General features: G+C 55.6%; 17 protein-coding genes and 1 tRNA gene. 4 read left to right on the top strand and 14 right to left on the bottom strand.

The window, feature by feature from the left end:
- Positions 1 to 42 precede the first annotated feature (42 nt).
- From SH139x_RS11960 to SH139x_RS11915, 10 genes are all read right to left on the bottom strand, one after another.
- The gene (locus SH139x_RS11960; protein WP_488355443.1) at positions 43 to 795 is read right to left on the bottom strand and encodes an alpha/beta fold hydrolase; all 753 of its coding nucleotides are present in this window, start codon (positions 793 to 795) and stop codon (positions 43 to 45) included.
- Positions 788 to 2,215 carry a DUF1501 domain-containing protein gene (locus tag SH139x_RS11955; RefSeq protein ID WP_488355442.1) on the bottom strand — a complete coding sequence of 476 codons (1,428 nt, stop codon included), beginning with the start codon at positions 2,213 to 2,215 and terminating at the stop codon, positions 788 to 790. Before SH139x_RS11955 ends, SH139x_RS11960 begins: the two co-directional genes overlap by 8 nt.
- Positions 2,216 to 2,281: 66 nt before the next feature.
- Positions 2,282 to 3,094, bottom strand: coding sequence for a hypothetical protein (locus SH139x_RS11950; protein WP_488355441.1), 813 nt, complete (start codon positions 3,092 to 3,094; stop codon positions 2,282 to 2,284).
- Between the two features lie 33 nt (positions 3,095 to 3,127).
- Positions 3,128 to 3,910, bottom strand: coding sequence for an indole-3-glycerol phosphate synthase TrpC (gene trpC / locus SH139x_RS11945; RefSeq protein ID WP_488355440.1), 783 nt, complete (start codon positions 3,908 to 3,910; stop codon positions 3,128 to 3,130).
- Positions 3,910 to 5,481 carry a bifunctional phosphoribosylaminoimidazolecarboxamide formyltransferase/IMP cyclohydrolase gene (purH, locus tag SH139x_RS11940; RefSeq protein WP_488355439.1) on the bottom strand — a complete coding sequence of 524 codons (1,572 nt, stop codon included), beginning with the start codon at positions 5,479 to 5,481 and terminating at the stop codon, positions 3,910 to 3,912. The genes trpC and purH overlap by 1 nt, the downstream gene beginning before the upstream one ends.
- Before the next feature lie 169 nt (positions 5,482 to 5,650).
- Positions 5,651 to 7,246, bottom strand: coding sequence for an outer membrane protein assembly factor BamB family protein (locus SH139x_RS11935; RefSeq protein ID WP_488355438.1), 1,596 nt, complete (start codon positions 7,244 to 7,246; stop codon positions 5,651 to 5,653).
- A gap of 384 nt (positions 7,247 to 7,630) precedes the next feature.
- Complete coding sequence (locus SH139x_RS11930) at positions 7,631 to 8,557, bottom strand: ABC transporter ATP-binding protein (protein WP_488355437.1); 927 nt, start codon at positions 8,555 to 8,557, stop codon at positions 7,631 to 7,633.
- Positions 8,554 to 10,986, bottom strand: coding sequence for a hypothetical protein (locus SH139x_RS11925; protein WP_488355436.1), 2,433 nt, complete (start codon positions 10,984 to 10,986; stop codon positions 8,554 to 8,556). Before SH139x_RS11925 ends, SH139x_RS11930 begins: the two co-directional genes overlap by 4 nt.
- Positions 10,987 to 11,079: 93 nt before the next feature.
- Complete coding sequence (locus tag SH139x_RS11920) at positions 11,080 to 11,406, bottom strand: DUF6793 family protein (protein WP_488355435.1); 327 nt, start codon at positions 11,404 to 11,406, stop codon at positions 11,080 to 11,082.
- 163 nt (positions 11,407 to 11,569) lie between these two features.
- Positions 11,570 to 11,737 (bottom strand): hypothetical protein, encoded by a 168-nt coding sequence (locus SH139x_RS11915; protein ID WP_488355434.1) that lies wholly within the window; start codon positions 11,735 to 11,737, stop codon positions 11,570 to 11,572.
- Positions 11,738 to 12,015: 278 nt separating this feature from the next.
- On the opposite strand from SH139x_RS11915, the gene SH139x_RS11910 reads away from it, so the two are divergent.
- A tRNA-Asp gene (locus tag SH139x_RS11910) sits at positions 12,016 to 12,089 on the top strand.
- A gap of 456 nt (positions 12,090 to 12,545) precedes the next feature.
- On the opposite strand, the gene SH139x_RS11905 is transcribed toward SH139x_RS11910, so the two are convergent.
- The 3 genes from SH139x_RS11905 to SH139x_RS11895 are packed head-to-tail and all read right to left on the bottom strand — an operon-like array spanning position 12,546 to position 14,671.
- Positions 12,546 to 12,884, bottom strand: coding sequence for a cupin domain-containing protein (locus SH139x_RS11905; protein WP_488355433.1), 339 nt, complete (start codon positions 12,882 to 12,884; stop codon positions 12,546 to 12,548).
- Positions 12,885 to 12,899: 15 nt separating this feature from the next.
- Positions 12,900 to 13,502, bottom strand: coding sequence for a sugar O-acetyltransferase (locus SH139x_RS11900; protein ID WP_488355432.1), 603 nt, complete (start codon positions 13,500 to 13,502; stop codon positions 12,900 to 12,902).
- Positions 13,503 to 13,549: 47 nt separating this feature from the next.
- On the bottom strand, positions 13,550 to 14,671 hold the full coding sequence (locus SH139x_RS11895; protein ID WP_488355431.1) for a TIGR03032 family protein: 1,122 nt from the start codon (positions 14,669 to 14,671) through the stop codon (positions 13,550 to 13,552).
- A 371-nt stretch (positions 14,672 to 15,042) separates the two neighbouring features.
- On the opposite strand from SH139x_RS11895, the gene SH139x_RS11890 reads away from it, so the two are divergent.
- The 3 genes from SH139x_RS11890 to SH139x_RS11880 all read left to right on the top strand — a co-directional run bounded on the left by SH139x_RS11890 (position 15,043) and on the right by SH139x_RS11880 (position 19,850).
- A complete protein-coding gene (locus SH139x_RS11890) occupies positions 15,043 to 17,880 on the top strand; it encodes an ELWxxDGT repeat protein (RefSeq protein ID WP_488355430.1) in 2,838 nt (945 codons plus the stop codon).
- Positions 17,881 to 18,071: 191 nt separating this feature from the next.
- Positions 18,072 to 19,268, top strand: a complete 1,197-nt coding sequence (locus tag SH139x_RS11885; RefSeq protein WP_488355429.1) for a 3-keto-disaccharide hydrolase — start codon at positions 18,072 to 18,074, stop codon at positions 19,266 to 19,268.
- Between the two features lie 36 nt (positions 19,269 to 19,304).
- Entirely contained in the window at positions 19,305 to 19,850 is a 546-nt protein-coding gene (locus tag SH139x_RS11880; RefSeq protein ID WP_488355428.1) for a hypothetical protein, read from the top strand.
- Between the two features lie 18 nt (positions 19,851 to 19,868).
- On the opposite strand, the gene lptE is transcribed toward SH139x_RS11880, so the two are convergent.
- On the bottom strand, positions 19,869 to 20,309 hold the full coding sequence (gene lptE, locus SH139x_RS11875) for an LPS assembly lipoprotein LptE (protein WP_488355427.1): 441 nt from the start codon (positions 20,307 to 20,309) through the stop codon (positions 19,869 to 19,871).
- Positions 20,310 to 20,382: the final 73 nt, after the last annotated feature.

The following is a 20,382-nucleotide window of genomic DNA, read 5'->3' as shown; positions in this document are numbered from 1 at the left end:
CGGGAGAATTGCGATTTGGGCAGCTACTTGTCGATTAGGCAATTAACCGCTGGAGATGGCTTCCACGAACGCTCTCGGCTGTTCCAACGGGGGCATGTGGCCAGCTTGCGGGATCACCACCAATTTGCCTTGCCGAGCCGAATTGATGCTAGCGCCGAGCACCTGCGGTGGGGTCAATTGATCGTCTGCACCGACGATGCCCAACACGGGGCAAGTGAGTGACTTGAGCAACTCGCTATGCTCCCGGCGATGGGCCATCGCTTCTTGGGCCACCGCCACCGAAAGCGGCTCCGCTTGTAAGATCCAGCTTTCCAACTGCTGAGGAATCTCCGCTTGCAACTCAAACGTTGCCGGTGCCAGCAATTTTGGCAACATCCCGGCGACTAACTCTTGCAAACCTGCCGTGAGCTGTTCGCCCGTTGCCGCTCGCATCCGCTGGGCCATCTGCAATCGCTGCTGACGAGCCGGCTCGGTGTCCGCGGTCGCCTTGGTGTCACAGAGAATTAAACGCTGCAGTCGCCCAGGAAAGAGCGCCGCAAACTCCAATGCGACATAACCGCCCATCGACAATCCACATAGCTGAATCTCACCACTCACCCTCGCATTATTCAACAGGCTATCAAGATGACGAGCCCAGTGTGGGATGCTGTTTTCCGACAACAACGGTGTGCCGCCGAAACCGGGAAAGTCAGGTAGTAACAAGTCGTAGTCGCACGCCAACTCCTTTTCAACAGACTGCCACATGCGGCTGTCGAAAGGAAAACCATGCAGCAAGACAAGCGTTGATTTAGGCATACAACTCTTTGATGATTTTGCCGGAAGCGATTGGGTGGGGCCGCTGCTCCCGATCTAAGAGGGCGATATCAGTCGGCAATCCGAGTGCGTGCAAGATGGTCGTTGCGTAGTCTTGCGGGGTGACTGGGTCGGAGCTGGGATAGGCGGCGTGGCGATCGCTGGCTCCATGCACGTAACCGCCACGGATGCCCCCACCGGCCAGAATGCCGCTGTAACAGGCTGGCCAATGCTCGCGTCCCGCGTTGGCGGGAGAAATTTTTGGTGTCCTGCCAAATTCCCCCACCCAGGCCACAATGGTCTCCTCGAGCATACCGCGTTCCTCAAGGTCTTCCAGCAGGGCGGAAAGCGCTTGATCAGCGGGCGGGATAAGATCATTCTTCAAACGGTTGAAATTATTCCCGTGGGTATCCCAAAAGTTCTGCCCATCATTATGCCAATTGATGGAAACCAACGGTACGCCATGCTCGACCAAGCGCCGCGCCATCAGCACGCACTGGCCGTGGATGTTACGTCCATAACGATCTCGTGTTGCTTGGCTCTCGCGGGAGACATCAAAAGCCGACTGGACTGACTGCGAACCCAACATTTTAATCGCTTGTTGCTGGTGATCGTGAAAGCGGTTGGTAGCCTCGGCTTGCTCCAATCGCTTTCGTTGCGAACCCAGCATACGCAGTAATTCCACCCGGGACTCCAACCTGGCCGCATCGATATCAGCGGGGAGCGTAAGCCCACGAGGACTCCAATCGGGATGATTGGGGTCACCCGTCATCAACATGCCATCATAGGCGGGCCCCAACCAACCACCGTGTTGTCCCGGAGCTTCGCCGCCGGGAGCCGCCGGGTGGAGCGCTTTCCAGGGTAAAGTTACGAACGAGGGAACTCCGTTGGTTGCCGGCCGCAGCTTCGATACCAACGCACCAAGGTGGGGTGAATCTTTTGAACTGGGAGGCGTCGCGTCGCTCTTAATCACCGGTGCGAGTTGGCCCGTCAAAGTCGCGTGGCCGCTGGAAAGATGCGCCGGGTCATCATGAGTGAGCGAGCGAATAATGGAAATCTTATCGGTCAGTTTGGCCAACCGCTGGAAATGCTCTGAGATTTGCATGCCGGGGACTTTTGTCGAGATCGGCTTAAACTCCCCGCGAATTTCCGCTGGCGCATCAGGTTTGAGGTCAAATGTTTCCAGCTGGCTGGGGCCGCCCCACATGAACAAGAAAATGCAAGCTTTGGCACGCGGCGGGGGTGCGTTCGCTCCGGCCTGAGCTTGTGCCGCCGCTAGCCGGGCACTTAAATCACCAATGCCGAGCCCCAGGGATGACAAGACACCGGCTTGCAAGACATGCCGCCGGGAGAGTCGCAAGCTGCGTCGAAAATCGTCGCAGGCGTTATGATGCCGCGCGCGTCGCGATGCTTTGATGGTCATGAGTGGCAGGTGGGGCAGGTAGGCGGGAGTGCTCGCGGGGGCGAGCGATCTTAATCGACTTGTCTCTCAATCCGATTGTTTGGCCGGGCTAGCCGGTTCTGGCACGATGGAAAGTCCGTCGCTGGCTCGCAACTCAACGCGATAACTGCGACCCTTTTCGACTTTCATCGATAATGCTTCTCCGTGGGCCGCGCGAATGCCTTTTTCTTGGGCTAAAGATTGGTCGTTGGCAAAGGTCCAAAAATCGTCCCAGATCTCCTGCTCGAACTCAGTCGGCTCGCCGCCACGCGCGTAAGCTTGCGGCATGGCGCCGACTTCGTCAATCAAAAAACCTTCGGAGGGAGATTGAAACTCACCGAAAATACGGCGGAACAGGGCCAGCGAAGTGCCACGCTGTAGGTCGGCCTGTTCGACGTAAGCATCGTCAAATTTGACAACCCAGTTATCCAGGTAGACAACATCGCCCTCGATCTCAAAGCGTTTGGGTGGGCCGATGGGATTGCCTTCCGGCGACAGCTCCGTGAACTCCAAGGTTGTTAACAGACGTTCGGTTTGCTCGTCGACTTGCTGCTCAACGACGGTGAGCTGGGCCAAACGCTGGTCCATCTTGAGCAATTTCATGGCCGCTTCCAAGCGATCGACTTGCCGCTGTTTTTCAACCAAATCGCTACGAAGATCGACAATCGTCTCCTCAGCGGCAACTAACTTATCCTGCGTCGCCGCGAACTGCTCGCGAGCGTCGGCCAGTTCACGATCGGCAGCCGAGATGCGGTCGTAAATCAGGTAACTGGTCACGGCCAACACCAAGCAGATCGCCAAGGCCAAGATGGTGCGGATACTACTGTTAACCGTCGAGATCGTATCGTTGACGCGTCCCACGATGAGCTGGCCTCAAGATTGCGGGGGAAAACTCTATTGTAGCAGTTCCTTGACGGCCCCCACCAGATCGGGTTGACGCATCAATGACTCACCTACCAGCATGGCCTGGACACCCGCCTCCGCCAACCGCTGAACATCCTGATTGCTGCGGATACCACTTTCGGCCACCAACACCCGTTCAGCTGGAATCTCTGACCGCAGGGCAATGGTGTGATGGAGATCCGTTTTGAACGTGCGTAAATCGCGGTTGTTGACACCGATAAGGGGACAGTTTGTTGCCAACACGGCAGGTAGATTTTCACGATCGTAAAGTTCGATCAGAGTGTGCATGCCCAAGTCAGTAGCAGCCTGATAGAGGTCCAGCAGTTGGCTGCCGTCAAGACACTCGGCGATCAGCAGTACGCAATCGGCACCAGCCACCCGGGCTTCCACCAATTGATAGGGATCGATGATGAAGTCTTTTCTCAGCAGGGGCAATTCGCAAATCGCCCGCACACTTCGCAAGTACTCAAGTTTGCCCTGAAAGTAATGCGTATCAGTTAACACACTGAGGCAAGCCGCGCCGCCATCTCGATACGCTTGGGCGATGAGCACGGGATCGAAATCGGGACGAATCAAGCCGGCCGAAGGGCTGGCCCGCTTAATTTCCGCGATCAACCGCACGGTGCCCACGTCACTGCGGAGTGCCCCGGTAAAGTCTCGCACCGGAGGCGAGTGCGGTAGTTGTTGCTCGAGTTCGACCAGCGGGCGAAGGCGTTTTGCTTCGGCAATTTCTTCGCGCTTCGTCGCCAGGATGTTAGCTAGGATCGTCGTCATCAGTGTTTAAAGTGACGTCGTCCGGTGAGGATCATCGGAATCCGATGGGCGTTACAGGCATCAATCACCTCGGTGTCGCGACGCGAGCCGCCGGGCTGAATGATGGCGACGACTCCCGCCTCGGCGGCCGCTTCGATGCTATCGGGGAAGGGAAAAAAGGCATCGGAAGCCAGCACGCTGCCGGTGCTGCGATCGCCCGCTTTTTCAATCGCAATCTCGACGCTGTCCACGCGACTCATCTGGCCGGCACCGACACCGATCAGGGCACAATCCTTGCCCAACACGATGGCGTTACTCTTCACGTGCCGCACCATCTCCCATGCGAAGGCGACGTCATCCCAGAGCGCGTCGGCAACTTCGGCTTGCGTGACCGTCTTCCACTGCAACGGCGCCGCGGGCAAACGGTCAGCTTCTTGCACTAACATGCCGCCGCTGATGAAGCGTCGATTGAGTGCCGCAGGCTGTTCATCCAGCCGTCCGACTTGCATCAACCGCACGTTTTCTCGCCAGCGTGGTTTGGTTGTCAGCAAGCCGACTGCGCTGGCTTCGAAATCAGGGGCGACGATCGCTTCGACAAAGAGCCCAGGTTGGCACAGCATCTCGGCGGTTGCCAAGTCGACCGTGCGGTTAAAACCCAAAACAGAGCCAAAGGCGCTCAGCGGATCTCCATCCATCGCTTTTTGACAAGCGCGTGCCAGCCGTTCGGCCGTGGCAGCACCGCAGGGATTGTTGTGCTTTACCACCGAGGCTGCCGGCTCCGAAAAGCCGCGCACGATCGCCAAAGCAGCATCGAGATCGAGTAGGTTATTGTAGGACAGCTCTTTGCCGCTGATCTGACGCGCGCTAACTAAGTTCGCGGTCCGCTCGTTTGGATCGGCGTAAACAGCAGCCTTCTGATGGGGGTTTTCGCCGTAGCGGAGCAGCGATTTGCGACGCAGTGAGAGGTGAGTCGTGGCGGGGAATTCAGAAACCATCGTTTCGCCCCGCAAATAGTTGGCGATCGCCCGGTCGTAGTTGGCGGTATGCTCAAAAGCATCGCAAGCCAGTTGGGCCCGGAGTTCGTGGGTGGTGCCGCCGTCGCTTTCCACCTGCTGTAAAATCTCGCTGTACTGGGCGGGGCTGGTCGCAACCGCGACATCGGCGTGGTTTTTGGCCGCCGCGCGGACCAAGCTGGGGCCACCGATGTCGATCTGCTCAATGGCTGCCGACATCTCCACTCCGGGCCGCGACACCGTGGCGGCAAAGGGGTAGAGATTAACGACCACCAAGTCAATCATCTCAATCCCATAATCGTCAGCTACTTGAACGTCATCCGACAGTTCACGGCGAGCCAAGATGCCGCCGAAAATCTTGGGATGCAAGGTCTTCAATCGACCGCCCATCATTTCCGGAAAACCGGTGTAATCGGAAACTTCCTCGACGGGTATATCCGCTCCCCGCAAACTCTCGGCGGTGCCCCCGGTGCTGAGGATGCGGACGCCCGCACGGTGCAGGCCGAGTGCAAAATCGGTCAAACCGAGCTTGTCACTGACGCTGATCAGAGCCGTACGTATGGGAACAAGATCACTCACAGGGTTTACTTCCGTTGTTGTTTAGCCGCTTTTTCGGTGGCGGCTATGATGAGAACGACTCCGTACGCGGCAGAGGTTTGTGTGTACGACATCCCCGCCACAGGGTCAACCGGGCGTGCTCCACGGATTGGGAACTTCGCCCCTTAAATGCCGATAGGCTGGGCAACGATTAACCGCCGAAGGGATTATCACCACCGAAGGGATTGCCCGCATCGTTGCCGGTGCCAAACGGATTTCCGCCACCGTTATCGCCCCCGAAGGCCCCACCACCGGCATCATCACCAAAACCGAAGGGATTGCTCGGAGCCGGTGCGTCTGGTTGGGGAGTAGCTTCGCTTTCTGCACCTTCTTCGGATGTCAATTGCTTGACTTCGTAGATGGTCGGCAGTTCCGCCGCGAGCGGACGCAGGCACTGAATCATACCCGAGTTGGTCAACAGGTACAGGCGGTCGGTCCACGGATTATGGATCGAATCAGCAATAGTCGTGGCCGGAAGTTGAGCGATCACATTACCCGACCTGGAGTCAATCGCGGCCAAATTTGCCGAGAAAGTACGGACCAATACTTTGTCACTGGTGCCCCCTAAAACTTTTTGAACTCGCCCCACAGCACTCGGCCAAGCGTACTCGCCATTGCTGGCTTTGAGCCCATAAAGCTGTCCGTAAACAGTGCGAACGTACAGTTGATCAGCGATCACCGCGGGGGACTGATACACGGGGCCACCCAAACTTTGCCGCCACAGGATGCGTCCGTCGCGAGCTGGGGAGATTCCGTAAACTTGCCCTTTCTCGGTAGCAGCGTAGAAATTGCCAGAGGGTCCCGAGCCAACTTTGGACGACACCAGTCCGCTAGCTGGAAAACGAAAGGACAACTGGGCACGCCCAGAGCCATCGAGAGCAAACAAATATCCGGCGTCGGTGGGCCACATCGTGCGGGCAATGGCTTGCGACGTCACCGGACCAGCCATCGGCAAACCGGCGACGCGAGCCACAAAAGCCTCGCGGTCAAAGTCCTTGACATCATAACCCTCGATCCGTCCGCCCGTGCAAACGCACATGATATAGTCACCGACGATCGCCGGACCATGCAGTGGCACCGCTTTGAGGTGCTTTTGGACGACCAATTTACCAGTGCTCGTTTCCAGCACGTACAGTTGGTCGGCATTCACAAAAGTCACAAAGTGGTGACTGACCGCCATGGGAAGGCAAGGAATCCGCGGATCACCGTAACGCTGCAACCAAATGATTCGACCATCTTCCGCGTCACGGCACTCGATCGTCCCATCGGCTCCCAAGGCAAACAAAAGTACTTGCGGCACTTCTTTCAATTGAACCGACGCCGAGATACCACGTCGCTTGAGCTTGTAAACTTCAAGGTTGGCTAACCGCTGGGCTTCTTCGATGCCGATCGGAATACCAAACCGATTCACGCGGTCGCCACTGATTCGCAACAACACGCGACCGTCAGCCAACACTTCGGCAAAGGTCTTTTTCTCTTCGTAATCGACGAAAATTTCCGCGTCGACGAGACCGTTCAAGCCACCCGATATCGATAGCTGGCGGTGCCAAGCATCCACCATGCCAATCTGCGCCGCTTCACTGGGGGTCAGCGTCTCGTGACCTCGCCCATGAGCGACCGAGGACCAGCCCAAGTTCAACACAGAGACGGCCAATACGGCAATGCTTAGCGTCCAGACGCGCCCTGACCCGGAGGCCATTGCCACTGAGCCCAGTTGAATCGCGGTGTTCCATTGCTGACGCGGCATGCGTATCCTCGAAAACAAAATGAGATGAGAAGCCAATCCAACAGACACAAGTTGAAAATCGCAGCAAAGGGCAGTAACTGCCAAACCGATTGACGATTTGCAAATTGACGCTGAGTGCGAGCGGTACGTGAATACCCAGTCCACCCCATTGTAACCCAAAAAACTCTTTTTTCTCGCCCCTTCTCCGCGAAAAGCTCCGAAAAAACTGTTTTTTTGCACACCAAAACAGCCCCGCGGACCTAAGCCCACTCGCAGTTTTTCCAACCCGCACTCCGCACCAGCTAGGCCGACCGCTTCAGAGCAAGTCGCCTCAAAGCAAGTCGCCTCAAAGCAAGTCGCCTCAAAGCAAGTCGCCTCAAAGCAAGTCGCCATTGAGCAAGTCGTTCAACTGACGAGTCCTTTGGTGACGGTCATAAAGACATCCTCCAAGGTGGGATCCTTGTCGTTGAAACTCCGCACCCTCACCCCTTCGGCAACCATTAACTCCAGGAGTTGGGCCAGCCCCTCGTCATCCGTCTCCAATTCGGCCACCACCCGTCCCCGATCGACATCCAGGGAACGCAGGCTATCTTGACTGCGGAGGATCGAAAGGCCAGCGTCCTCACCCGAGAAGAAGCTGATTTCAACGATTCGATTTCGACGTATCTGCCGATAGACCTCGTCGATGGAACCGTGCATCAACAATTTCCCGCGCTCGATAATCCCGATTGAAGTGCAACAATCGGCCAGTTCCGTCAAGATATGACTGCTGATTAAAATTGTCTTGCCCATGCGGCGCAGCTCTTTCAGCAACGCCTTGACCTCCACGCGGGCGCGAGGGTCCAAACCGCTGGCCGGTTCGTCCAAGATCAACACGGGCGGATCATGCACCAACGTTTTCGCCAAGCAGAGCCGCTGCTTCATGCCCCGTGATAATCCATTGACATAGTCATTGCGTTTATGACTAAGGTCCAATAGCTCCAACACTTCGCGAATGATTTGCTTGCGCTTATCTCGAGTAATCCGATAAGCGACCGCGAAAAAGTCCAGAAACTCCCAAACTCGCATGCCGTCGTAAACGCCAAAGTTATCAGGCATATAACCAACCGCTTGGCGAACAGACAGCGGGTCATTGGTCACATTATGACCCGCCACTTCACCATACCCACGGGTCGGTTTCAACAACGTGGCCAAGTAACGTATGGAGGTGCTTTTTCCAGCGCCATTGGGACCAATGAAGCCGAACATCTCGCCTTCCTCAATCTTTAAATCCAAGCAATCGACGGCGGTAAAATCACCATAGTCCTTGCCAAATCCATGCAGCTCAATCATTCAATTTCACCCAGTGGGACGTCAAGTAACTCAAAGTCGTCGAGCTCGGCTTCCTTAATATCAGTTCTCAAATTGAGGTCGGCCTGCGGTGCAGGCAAATCGGCGTGGGTTAAATGGGCCACGCAAACCGTCTGCGATTGCGATTGAGAAACCGCCGGGGCGATCTCCAAGCCCGCGGGCTGCTCTTCGATCCTGCCCACCAGCCGCGCCTGACCGGGCAGCAAATCACCACCAGCCGATAAAGGTCCCAACATTCGCTCGACGGTCAGTGGCAACGCTTCAAGATACTCGCCGGGGCCCATTTTGAGCCGAAATTTATAGCTCCCACCCGCTTCCACCAGGCCCACAAAATCATGCCGCAATTGACCATCCATGCCGCGCATGACCAACATGCCGTCATAGAGCGTTAACTTCGTCTCATTGACCAATTGCCCCGTGGTCGGATCGTTGACCGCGTCAAGGCTCCAACTTAGGCTGCCGCCTAAATCCAGCAACTGCTCGGCGTGAATCGCAGACGTTTGATTGGAGGGGATCTGTATCCCGCTGAGTGAAACCCCCTCACCAAAGCTTTGCGAAAACTGACAATCAATCGTTCCCTGGCTTGGCGCTCCAACTGGCACCGCAACCGCCTCGCGAATACTAAAATTAAAGTCGTAACGAGTGCTAAGCGAGTTATATAACGCCAAATAACGAGTGAGGTGCCCACGCTGATAACCGGGTTGGATTTCTAACAAATTAATCTCAGTGCGACTGCGGGCAAAACCAATATCGAGCTGGGCGGAGCGGGCGATCCAAGCAGCCCCCCCCAATCCGATCAACGGGACGGCAACCCAAGCCCACTCCAGTTTGCCGAATAACGCAAACACCAAATAATTCAGCGGTATGAGAATGATCAAATATACCAATAGGGCTTTGGCAACAAAGCCGCTGCTGGGGATCGTGATACCGGCTTGTTCCCGCAACAGCGTGGAGGCCAAGCTGGCAAGCTCGCTGTCATCTGACCAACCGGCAACACTCCGCCCAGGGGTATAAGGAGTGCTCATATCTTGCCAACTTTGCTGTGGCGATGCCGTCGCGGCTGGTACAGTCGCAGGTGATACAGTCGCCGCCCCCCCAGCGTCTCCCAACACACCGTCACGCGAAAAGATGCGCACTCTTGTGTTCAGCCGAGCATCGCGTTCGCGACCCACGAGCCCCTCGCCGAAATGCCGCAATTCCAAAGCACCGTTGACAGCTTTGTATTGACGAGGCGGCCGCCGCAACAGCACCCCATTGAAGAAACTTTGCGACGAATTCCATTTCGCCATCCAGCCGGCCGTCAAATCAAACCGGCTGAAACAGACCCGGCCGCGCCCCAGGGAACGCTCAAAAATGAGATCGTCAGTTCCCTCAATGGCCCAAGCATCAGTCGCCAGCACACCGTCGACGCTGACCCGCTCCGCACCATTGGTAAGCAGCCCAACGACGGTGCCCCGCGTGGGATCCGTCGGCACACTCCAGTGCTCGACTAAGTCGACCAAAGGCTGCGCCTCTAAGCCCACGCTGCGGACTTGGGTCAACGGCAACAAGTCGGCAAATTCAGAACCAGCCAAAGCCTGTGCGCACGCAGGGCCGTTGACAATAATCTGCCCGCCCCAGTGCAACCAATCGCGCAACGCCTGACGCTGATCGAAGGTCAACTGCTCAGGCCGCAGATCGTCCCACAGCACGTAAGCGGTCGAAGTCCACTCAAAGAATGTATCCGGTAACGGCAACGAACCGTCACCCCGCGGGAACATCAGCCGGTAAAACGTTTCCCCAGAGACACCGAGCTCCGCTTGCGGAGGGCGAATCCAATCATGGATCTGGATGGCAGAAAATTGCTCGGGACGTCCAGTTAGCACCACGAAAAAATATTCATGAGGCCGCATGCTCATGAATCCTCGGTTACTGCCGTCGACAGGCAGATTAAGATTGCTGGCAATAAACCGCGTGTTAACATCTTGGCGACTCATCGTTGCTGACGAATCGGCCACGGGAACCAAGGTGCGGATCTCTAACTTCTTGCTCTGCCCCTTCGGCAGCACGGCAGGCCGGATCGCTCGCGGGCTGACACTCCGACTGCTCTCGGCAGCACCACCCCCACTGCTGAGAGGTGTCACGACGGCTTCGAAGGTCCCTCGATAGTCGTCGGTGTTGGCTTGCCAAGTCTGACTAATCGTCGTCCAGTGTCCTGGTTTGACGAACTCCTGATCAGTGGGTGAGCCTCCCGGGAAAGACCCCAAGTCTTTGGCCGTGACTTCTTTTTGCGATACTTCCCCCTCGGGAGTCTGTTCACGACACCCCTGGCAACCAATCACAAGCGGGGAGAGACAGATCAGCAGGACCAATTCGACACGAACCCGATGAGACCGTCTGTTCGTGGAGCGGTTGGTGGGAATCGTAGTCAACTTTGCCTCGCATCCACAAACGTCGAGAGCCCAGCAGAAAACAACTCCCACCGCGGCCAAGAGAAAGATTGTGGCCGCGCGGAGGGCTGGATGCTACCAGCCCATGACCATATTCGACTCAATTACTTTTCGCGCCCGTTCCAAATCCGAGCCTGTCTCGTGCATGTACAGGCGAATAGCGTGGATTTTGTCACCCGACGACTTGGAGAGACATTCGCGAGCGATACTGCAAGGATCCAGCCAAGTAGAGGTTAAACCAAGCGCGCCTTTGGAAATGACCCAAGTATCACGAGGACGCTTGGTCATGCGAATGACTTCGTCCGATGGGAACGCATCGGTAACCACTTGGCGGGCCGACTCTTCGCTGTCGGCCCACGTAATGAGAATGTGTCCTGACGTTTCGATCTCGAACAACGGCATGGGAATCTACGCTCGGCGAGTAACCCGGCATGGCGGCATCTGATGTACCTCAACTAAGCTACAGTCTTACCAAACAGCCCGAATTCAGCAACTCGCAACTCGGACAAAATTTAGCCGCGCGTCGCAATCACCCGTAAAAAACGGCTTGATCGTCAAAACCAAATCAGCGAGGACTGGTTCCGCGAAGGCAGAGAAAGCCAAACAGCACCCCGCAAGCGGAGATAATCATCCACTGTGTGACGTCCATCGAGTTAAAGTACCGCATCAATTCAGCGGTCGCATCGCCCCACCACTGTCGCAGAGAAAAAGCCAGTAAATTAGCGTTCTGCATAGCGTAAACCCTTGCTGGATGAGCAGGTCCGTACCGCGATCGGCTCGAGTCGTCGAAGAAATTGTCCTCTGGAACCTAGCTCAAAGCAGAAACACGGGTTGACGGAATGTGGCAGATTTGTTGTATTTTGCTCCTCGGGCAAGCCGAAGAAATGGTTTCCGAAAGGCACTTGCGGGATGCTTTCCGGAAGCTATAATTCGACGCTCGCAAGGTAAAGTTGTTCGATTAAACTCAGCGGCTTGCCGATAGTTGAAAAGGTCAGTTCGCTGATTCCTGAAGGCGCTGTAGCTCAATTGGTTAGAGTACTGGACTGTCGATCCAGTGGTTGCGGGTTCGAGCCCCGTCAGCGTCGCTTCTTTAAAAACCGTCACACCCCAGTGACGGTTTTTTTATGTCCCGGCCCCACCGCTCGCCAGTCTCTCGGCTCGCAAGCTGCTCTCTGGTTGGTCAAATGCTTGCCTCGCTGACATCCCATTCGGTTCAGATTACCGAACCCTACTGCGCTGCAGCGAACAGGAAATCGGCAATGGCCATTGTATTTCAGCCCGTGCCCCCACCCGGTATCGGATACCCAGCGGACCATCGCAGGCCAATTGATTGCAGCGACAAGGCTACACCGATATCTGAGGTGTCCCAGGTAGTCATGATTGGTTGGATTTCGAGCCAAGCAAACCGTACGACTTCAAGCTTTGCAACCCTCCCTTTTGCCGCGCGGGAACTGCGGATCGTCAAAGCTTCATTGATCGCTTGATCAGGCGAAGCACGAGGGTTTACCTGGCGGGGACGAAACGAGCGTGATCGTGACCCATCAAGATTGTGCGGAGAAATAAACAGCCAGCCAGGCGGTTGGTTCAGTTTCTGATGTCCACTCAACCCGATGTCGCTGGTGCGCTTCGATCAAATAGTGATCGCCAACTCCCAACCGCACGGTCGGGCCATTCTCGAAATGTAATAAACCTTCGCCTTTGAGCACGACAACCCACTCGTGCTCGTCACAGTCGTACCAAAAGCCAGGCGGGCTACAGTGGGCCGTGGAAACAATCCGTTCGATGCGAACATGGGCGTTTTCGGCGAGCACCGTTACCAGTTCTGCTGGAATCGACGTGGGCAGGTCGGCGAGGAGATTATTCGTGCTACCAGATTGCATCGTTATCAGGTTCTATCATCGTGTGCCATCGGTTGTGGGAAAATCAGCGGCAGGGAACTCATCTGCTGATAAATCGCGGATCACGCGGCAGGGGTTGCCGACCGCCAAAACCCCTGATGGAATGGCCCGAGTAACGACGCTGCCGGCCCCGATGACGGATTTGTTCCCAATCGAAACTCCCGGGCAAATGATCGCGCCACCACCGACCCAAACGTCGGAGCCAATAGAAATCGGCTTGCCGAATTCATGGGTGCGGCGAAGCTGTGCATTTAAGGGATGGGAGGCAGCGTAAATTTGCACAGCAGGACCAAAGAAGGTAAAGCTACCGACGTGGACCTCACAAACGTCGAGCACAACGCAATTGAAATTGAAGTAAACGCGTTCCCCCAGATAGATGTTACTGCCGTAGTCACAATAGAACGGGGGCTGCAACCAGACAGTCTCACCCCCCTTGGCAAACAGTTGGGTGAGAATGTTTCGCCGTGCGGCTTGGTCGCGCTCGCGGGTGGCGTTGAGGTCTTGACACAGGTCACGTGCCACGGCTCGCGCCTCAACCAGTTCCGCATCCATCGCATCATACGGTTCGCCGGCGATCATGCGTTGCAATTCCGATTTCATAGGCAATAACCATCCAAACGTCTATTTATACTTGGCAAAAAAATTTCTCAAAGGGCTGGTGGCTGTGCCGCAACAAAGGGCTCATCGCCAATGCGCGTCGGCACGGGTGAAGCGGGAGCAAACCAAATTGACTTACCCCCTTCCTCCATAGCTTTCGGCCCAGCGATGTAGGGATTGGCAGCCGTCGCGACAACGCGAACATCAAAAATCTCTTCAACCCCGCTGAGAAATTCAAAATGAGCGAGATGTTGGCCCGTTCGCCAGTCCACAATTGCCACGCCACACTTTAAGTTCTCTCGGTTCTCAGCGATCGGAATTCCATCAAATGTAGAGGTTTCGCGAATTCGAGATAAGCCGATAAAAGCGAAAGGCCCGCAGAAGTCCAAGCCTCTCGTGTATCCCGGCTGCCTACTAACAATTGTTGCTTTCCCTGAATTTGGTTCCAGATTCGTCAATGCTCCCCGACCAGAATCGAGTACCCAGAGCTGTGCCTGATGAACTCGAGGAGAATGTGGCATCGCGAACCCCCTCGCCACAGTTTCGCCAGTCTCGACGTCCAACAGGCAGCCAGTAGTCGCTTTCGAAGAGCGCCAACCGGCAGCAGTATCTGACTCAGCCATGGCGGTGACATACTTCGGTCGATTATCCACCACGGCTAACCCGTTCAAGTGACAGCGATCCTCGGCGGCTAGTTTTGTAATAAAGCTGGGACGCCAGCGAGGCACAAAACTATAAGGCGACTCAAGAGTACAGAGGCATGAAAACCTAGTATTTACTATCCATAATTGATCATTACACCAAGCCAACTCATGGCCATGGATTTCCTCGGTAAAGAAAGCAGTCCTCGTCAAGAAACAAGCATCATGCGACGCATTTGGTCCCCATTGCGCGACAACATCCGGTGTGGAATTCAAATACCAAACCTCAGCCCTCCCACCGATCGCGATCTTATCCTGCTGGACTGCGAGTCCCATCGCCCGCTCAAAATTATGGAAAGACAATTGCAACTCCCCAGCATGTTGCCCGATGACCACGAGTTTGTTTGCCTGATAAGTTGTCACCAACAGGCTGACTCCCGCTTGTTTTAACAACCCAATAAATTCGCTTGAATGTTCGAAACGCACCTCTCGGAGCGAAGCATCCGTTGGCTGCCTATCATTAGCATTCACTATTGGTAATCTCCGAATGTTTGCAAACAAGAACTAGGGGGGCGCTTTGAAACATCACGTACTTGAAAATCGATTTTGCCAGCTTTGTCTTTTTCCTACTAAGGGTCGCCTCGACAGAACATAACCCCGCTACGTGCTTAGCTGCATCACACCCGACAGCAGGCATGCAGTTCGTGGCTAAGTACTTATTTTGCTAAAAACGCTCAAAATTGGTACCGAACTTGCCTTGAAGGAGCGGTAGATTCGATTATAACGATTATCGCGAAGCTTTGTATTTGCCCCGTCCCATTGCCAGCGAGCTCCCACCAATGCTGCCCCACCGTTCCTCACGACGCCAACCTATTTCTCGATCTTTCCCCCGTGCTGGACGGATGAAAATAAGTCGCCGTGGGCTAAGGATAGAGCTATTGGAAAATCGTCAATTATTAGCTGCCTCACCTCAGTTATTACTCAACATTGCCGACGATCCGGGCGGATCCGATCCGGCGAGTTTCTTAGCTTATAACGGAGATACCTATTTCGTCGCGCAGCAAACTGAGCTTTGGAAAACCGATGGAACTACGGGGGGGACGGAACTAGTAAAGGATCTTGCCAACGGCAGTGTGAACGGTGAGATTTTGGGCTTGGATATCGCTAATAATACGATTGCGATTGCGTTCCTCGACCGGGGCCCCACCGTAGCCGCCTCAGATGATCGATCGGAGTTTTGGAAGAGCGACGGGACCACGGGGGGGACGATCATGGTCCATGATTTCGGGGTCGGCTCATCTCCCGAGAGTTTGTACGACTCGACAGCCTTTTCCTATGCCGCAGTTGGCAACACGCTATTCTTTCCGATGGGCAACGCGACCTCCGGGGTTGAATTATGGAAGTCGGAAAACTTCGGCACGCCGACGATGGTGAAGGATATCAACCCCGGCGATGACAGCTCATACCCGGGCGGACTGTACGCCTTCGGCTCGAATGTGCTATTTGCGGCCAACAATGGCGCGAACGGCAAAGAGCTTTGGTCCAGCGATGGTACGACTGCGGGCACGGTATTGGTCAAAGATATTGAACCGGGCCCCGCTGGTTCCTACCCTTCGGCAGGGTACTACCAAGACTTCGCGGAACTGAACGGAAAGATCTACTTTGGCGCACTCGGCAGTGGCAGCGACGGCACTCCATTTAACGCTGACGACACTCCACAATTTTGGAGCAGCGATGGTACGACTGCGGGAACGGTTCTCCTCAAAGACTTTGGGACAGTGCCATTTGGCTATATCACACCCTCGGAAATCGTTCGCTCTGGAAACCTTATCTTTGGCAGCGTTTCCACGGACGAATTTGGGAGTGAGCTTTGGAAAAGCGACGGCACAGCGGCAGGAACCCTGCTGGTTAAAAACATTAACCCCAACACTGATACTCCCGATAACGAGCTCGGGTCGTACCCCAGTAACTTGACCGACGTCAACGGCACCTTGTATTTTTCAGCCAGCGACGGGAGCACTGGATTTGAACTCTGGAAATCGGACGGAACCGAGGCGGGGACGATGCTGGTGAAGGATATCAAGCCTGCTTCGACAGGAGGCAACTATGGCAGTTACCCATATTACATGACTGGTTTCAACGGCGAGGTCTATTTCACTGCCAACGATGGTACTGTTGGGGAAGAACTATGGAAAAGTGATGGTACAAGTGCTGGAACTGTTCTAGTCAGCGACATTAATCAATCTGCCGCTGGCGCGAACGCAAACATTGACGGCCTAGCGGTTGCCAACGGAAGTCTGTTTTTCAGCGCGTCAGATGGCACAGGGAACGAACCTTGGGTCATTAATGCCGGTATTCCGCTGACCGACCTGACGATGCGCCATCCCAACGGAACAATCTATGTTTCCCGCTCAACGGGCAGCAGCTTTACCAATGAGAAATGGACGACTTGGGCCGACGTTGCCTGGAACGATGTGCAAAGTGGCGATTTCACTGGAGATAATCGAGCCGATCTACTCGCTCGCCATCCGAACGGAAGCGTCTATGTTGCCCGCTCCAGCGGCAATAGTTTTAACACGGAAAAATGGTCTACTTGGGCTGACGTCGCTTGGACAGACGTGCTCGCTGGTGACTTTAACGGGGATGGCGTGGACGACGTGGTGACGCGTCATCCGGATGGGCGCATTTACGTTGCCATTGCGGATGGGAACGCCTTTTCCACGTCCAAATGGTCCACTTGGGCAGATGTTGCTTGGGTTGATGTCAAAGTTGGCGATTTTGATGGAGACGGTTTAGATGATTTGACAATGCGACACCCCAATGGTTCGATTTACGTTGCGCGGTCCACCGGTTCCGGCTTTGTTAACGAAAAATGGCTTAGTTCGGGGACGGTAGCTTGGAACGACGTTCAGGCTGCTGACTTTACCGGAGACGGCCGAACCGATCTCGCCCTGCGACATCCAAACGGAACCGTCTATGTCGCTCGTTCCACGGGAACGGGCTTTGTGAATGAAGTTTGGACTGTATGGGCTGACATTGGTTGGCTTGATGTCAAATCCGCTGACTTTAACGGGGATGGAATAGCCGATCTAACGATGCGGCATCCCAACGGAAGTGTTTACGTTGCTCGCTCCAGTGGCACTAATTTTGTGAATGAAAAATGGGCCGTCTGGGCGGATGTTGCCTGGGCCGATATTTCCGCGGGGGATTTTAACGGCGACGGCAGCGATGACCTCTCGATGCGACACCCGAACGGTTCGGTCTACGTATCGAGTTCGACGGGAACAGGTTTCTTCAGTGAGAAATGGACCACTTGGGCCAGCATTGGCTGGTTGGATGTTATCAGTGATAACTTCGTCTCGGGAAGTGCTGCAGCAATTCCTGGTGGGAACGCCGGAGACGGGCTTGGTACTGGCGGCAGCGGAGGTGGATTTTCCAATTTGGGTGGACCAACTGGTGCCATGCTAGCGTTACCCAATGACCGCACTAACGTCTTGAATGCTGGTCAGGCCTCAGAGTTTTCAATCGCGGAGCAACCCTCCAGGAACTCTTATCGTGATCAGTTTTTTAGCCAACTCGCTTACTCTTCCGTGAACAGCGACCAACTCAGTACTGGGCTCACTGACTGCCAACAGTGGATCGACCATCCCAACGACGAAGCGGAGCAGAATCAACCGGCAATCGACAAACTCCTCAGCGATGGCCTACTAGCCGACGATTTTGAGCGACGAGTGGAATAGCCAGCGGGCTTCGAACGCCGATAAGCGCGAATCATCTTGGCGAGATTGCGGTTACCCTACGCTCGAACTAAGCTAAGCCTGGTAATCAAAGTCACACTCCCGAGATGATTCCGGCCGCAGGCAGTATCCGGCACCACGCGAATTGGCGGCTGCCACTGAATGCGGCAGTTACCCCCGCAAGGTATTGTCGAATGCGTGCCGCTGTACTGATGTTCCGAAGTTTTTGTTTTGGTGTCGCACTGGTTGGGGCCGCGTCGGCCCACGGCCAAGACCCACCGGCCAAAATCGCGCTGACTGAACCGCCAGAAAATGACCCCAGCTACGCCCTGCAAGGCGAGTTTGTGGGTCCAATCAAATCGGCCGAGGGCGAGAATCAGTATGTGCCGTTGGCCCTACAGCTGCGCTGCGTTGGTGGTGAAAACTTCGAAGCGGTAACCTTCATGGGCGGGTTACCCGGGCAAGCAAATCATCAGCCGGGACCGACTAAGCTGCTGGGGCGGCGAGCGGGCGATTTCCTGGTCCTCTCCGGTGGCCCCTGGGCAATCATTGTCGAACAAAATGGTTGCCAGATTATTGCCCGCAACGGTGAGCGACTGGGAAGGCTGGAACGCGTCGAGCGCGTCAGCCCCACCTTGGGAGCCGCCTCTCCGGACGGCGCAATCGTGCTCTTCGATGGCAGCGGTACCGAGCAATTCACCAGTGGCGAGATGACTGAAGATGGGTTGCTAACACAAGGCTCCACGCTTAAGCCAATGCTGCAAGACTTTAACTTGCACGTCGAATTTCGCTTGCCTTACATGCCCTTGTCGGCGGGCCAATCCCGGGGAAATAGTGGTATCTATTTAATGAGCCGCTATGAGTGCCAAATTTTGGACTCGTTCGCGCAAGATATAGTTTTCAACGGCTGTGGCGCGTTGTATCGCTTTAAAGCACCAGACATTAACATGTGCTTACCACCATTGGTTTGGCAGACTTATGATGTCCAGTTCACGGCGCCTCGCTGGGCTGCCGATGGTTCCAAATTGCGGGATGCTCATGTGACCTCCTGGCTGAATGGCGTCAAAGTCCACGACAACGTCAGTATTCCCGGACCAACCGGAGCAGGAAAAGCTGAAGAGCCTAATTTGTTGCCCACGTTCTTGCAAAACCATTCCGACCCGGTACGTTTTCGTAACGTTTGGGTTGTCGACCGTGGCTTAATGACAACCAGCGAATTTCCGGTGCTGGAAACCGCTGTCGCACCCGTAACGCCAGAGGATGAGAAAGCAGTGGAGCCAACAGGTGACGCAGGCGTTGAAGCAGAAGCGGAAAGCCCCGCCCCCGCTAATGCGCCCGCCGCTCAGCCCGCGGAACCGACGGCCGTAGAGCCATCGGAAGGCGAAAAGTAGTTGCTTGGTATTCGACCATCCACGTGGATTCATCAGATGGATGCGCACGGCCCGCAGACTGACGGCCCGCAGACTGACGGCCCGCAGACTGATAGCCCCAGCGTTGCTGACACCTTAACGGCCTACCATGAAGCGGGGCACGCCGTCGTCGCCTTGTTGATGGGGCGTCTGGTCCAACGGGTCAGCATTTTGCCCAAGCTGACGCGATTGGGACAGTGTGAATTGAAGAAGGGTTCCAACAAACCGCCAAAGGATTGGCTGGAGTCCGAGGGGCTGATTCTATTGGCGGGGGCGGCCGCCGAAGGTCGAATTTCGGGTCGGTATTGCTGGGCAGGTGCGGCGGCTGATTTACGTCAGGTGCGGGCCCTGATCTGCTCGCGAGCGGCCAGCGTCAAGCAAGCCGAACGGTTGGAAAAACGTTGGCTCGATAAGGTCGAGTCGTTGTTGGATGTGGCTGATACTTGGCTGGCAGTGGAATTGATCGCGGCAGATTTATTGAGCCGAAGAACGATCAGTGGTCGAGCGGCCCGGCATCATTACGAGCAGGCGGTGGCCCGCGTGGCCAAACAGCGGAAGGGTTAACGGCCTCAGGCTTCGCGGCTACCAGCGGGCTTCCATTTGCGCCACGATGCGGTCGGCCAGATCATCGATCGCAGCTTGCACTTCGACTTCGAAGGACTGCCCCGCTTCGGGCACCACCCGCGTTTGTTGGCCAAAAGTTAACGCTAGGTTTCCAGTCGGTAGAAACCGATTCTCCATCAACACCGCACCGTTGCGCCCAACCCAGCTGGCATCGACAGATATCGTCACGTCAAAGGCCCGTAATTCGTCGGTCTCAGTCTCGGTCAAACCTTGTTTTCCAGCGCTGACGAAGCGGCAGGTCAGCACGCTGTCGGCATTCGGATCACCCGTCACAATGTAAGGCGTTCGATCTTGAATGCGGCGGACGATTGCCTCGCTCATCCGCACTCCCAAATCATGCCGAAATGTTTCATTCCGAACGATCGGCACGTGCACCGTGCGAATATCAGGACGAAACATTGCTCGCGGCCCAAACTGGTACCCGGCACAACCAGTCACCAATAATGCGACGAGCAGACAGCCCCAGCTAGCC

The sequence above is a fragment of the Kothea flammea genome (genome assembly GCF_052161645.1).
GTDB lineage: Bacteria > Planctomycetota > Planctomycetia > Pirellulales > Pirellulaceae > Laterigemmans.
Note: the sequence above shows the minus strand (reverse complement) of the source record. Positions and strands in the feature narration are given on the sequence as shown.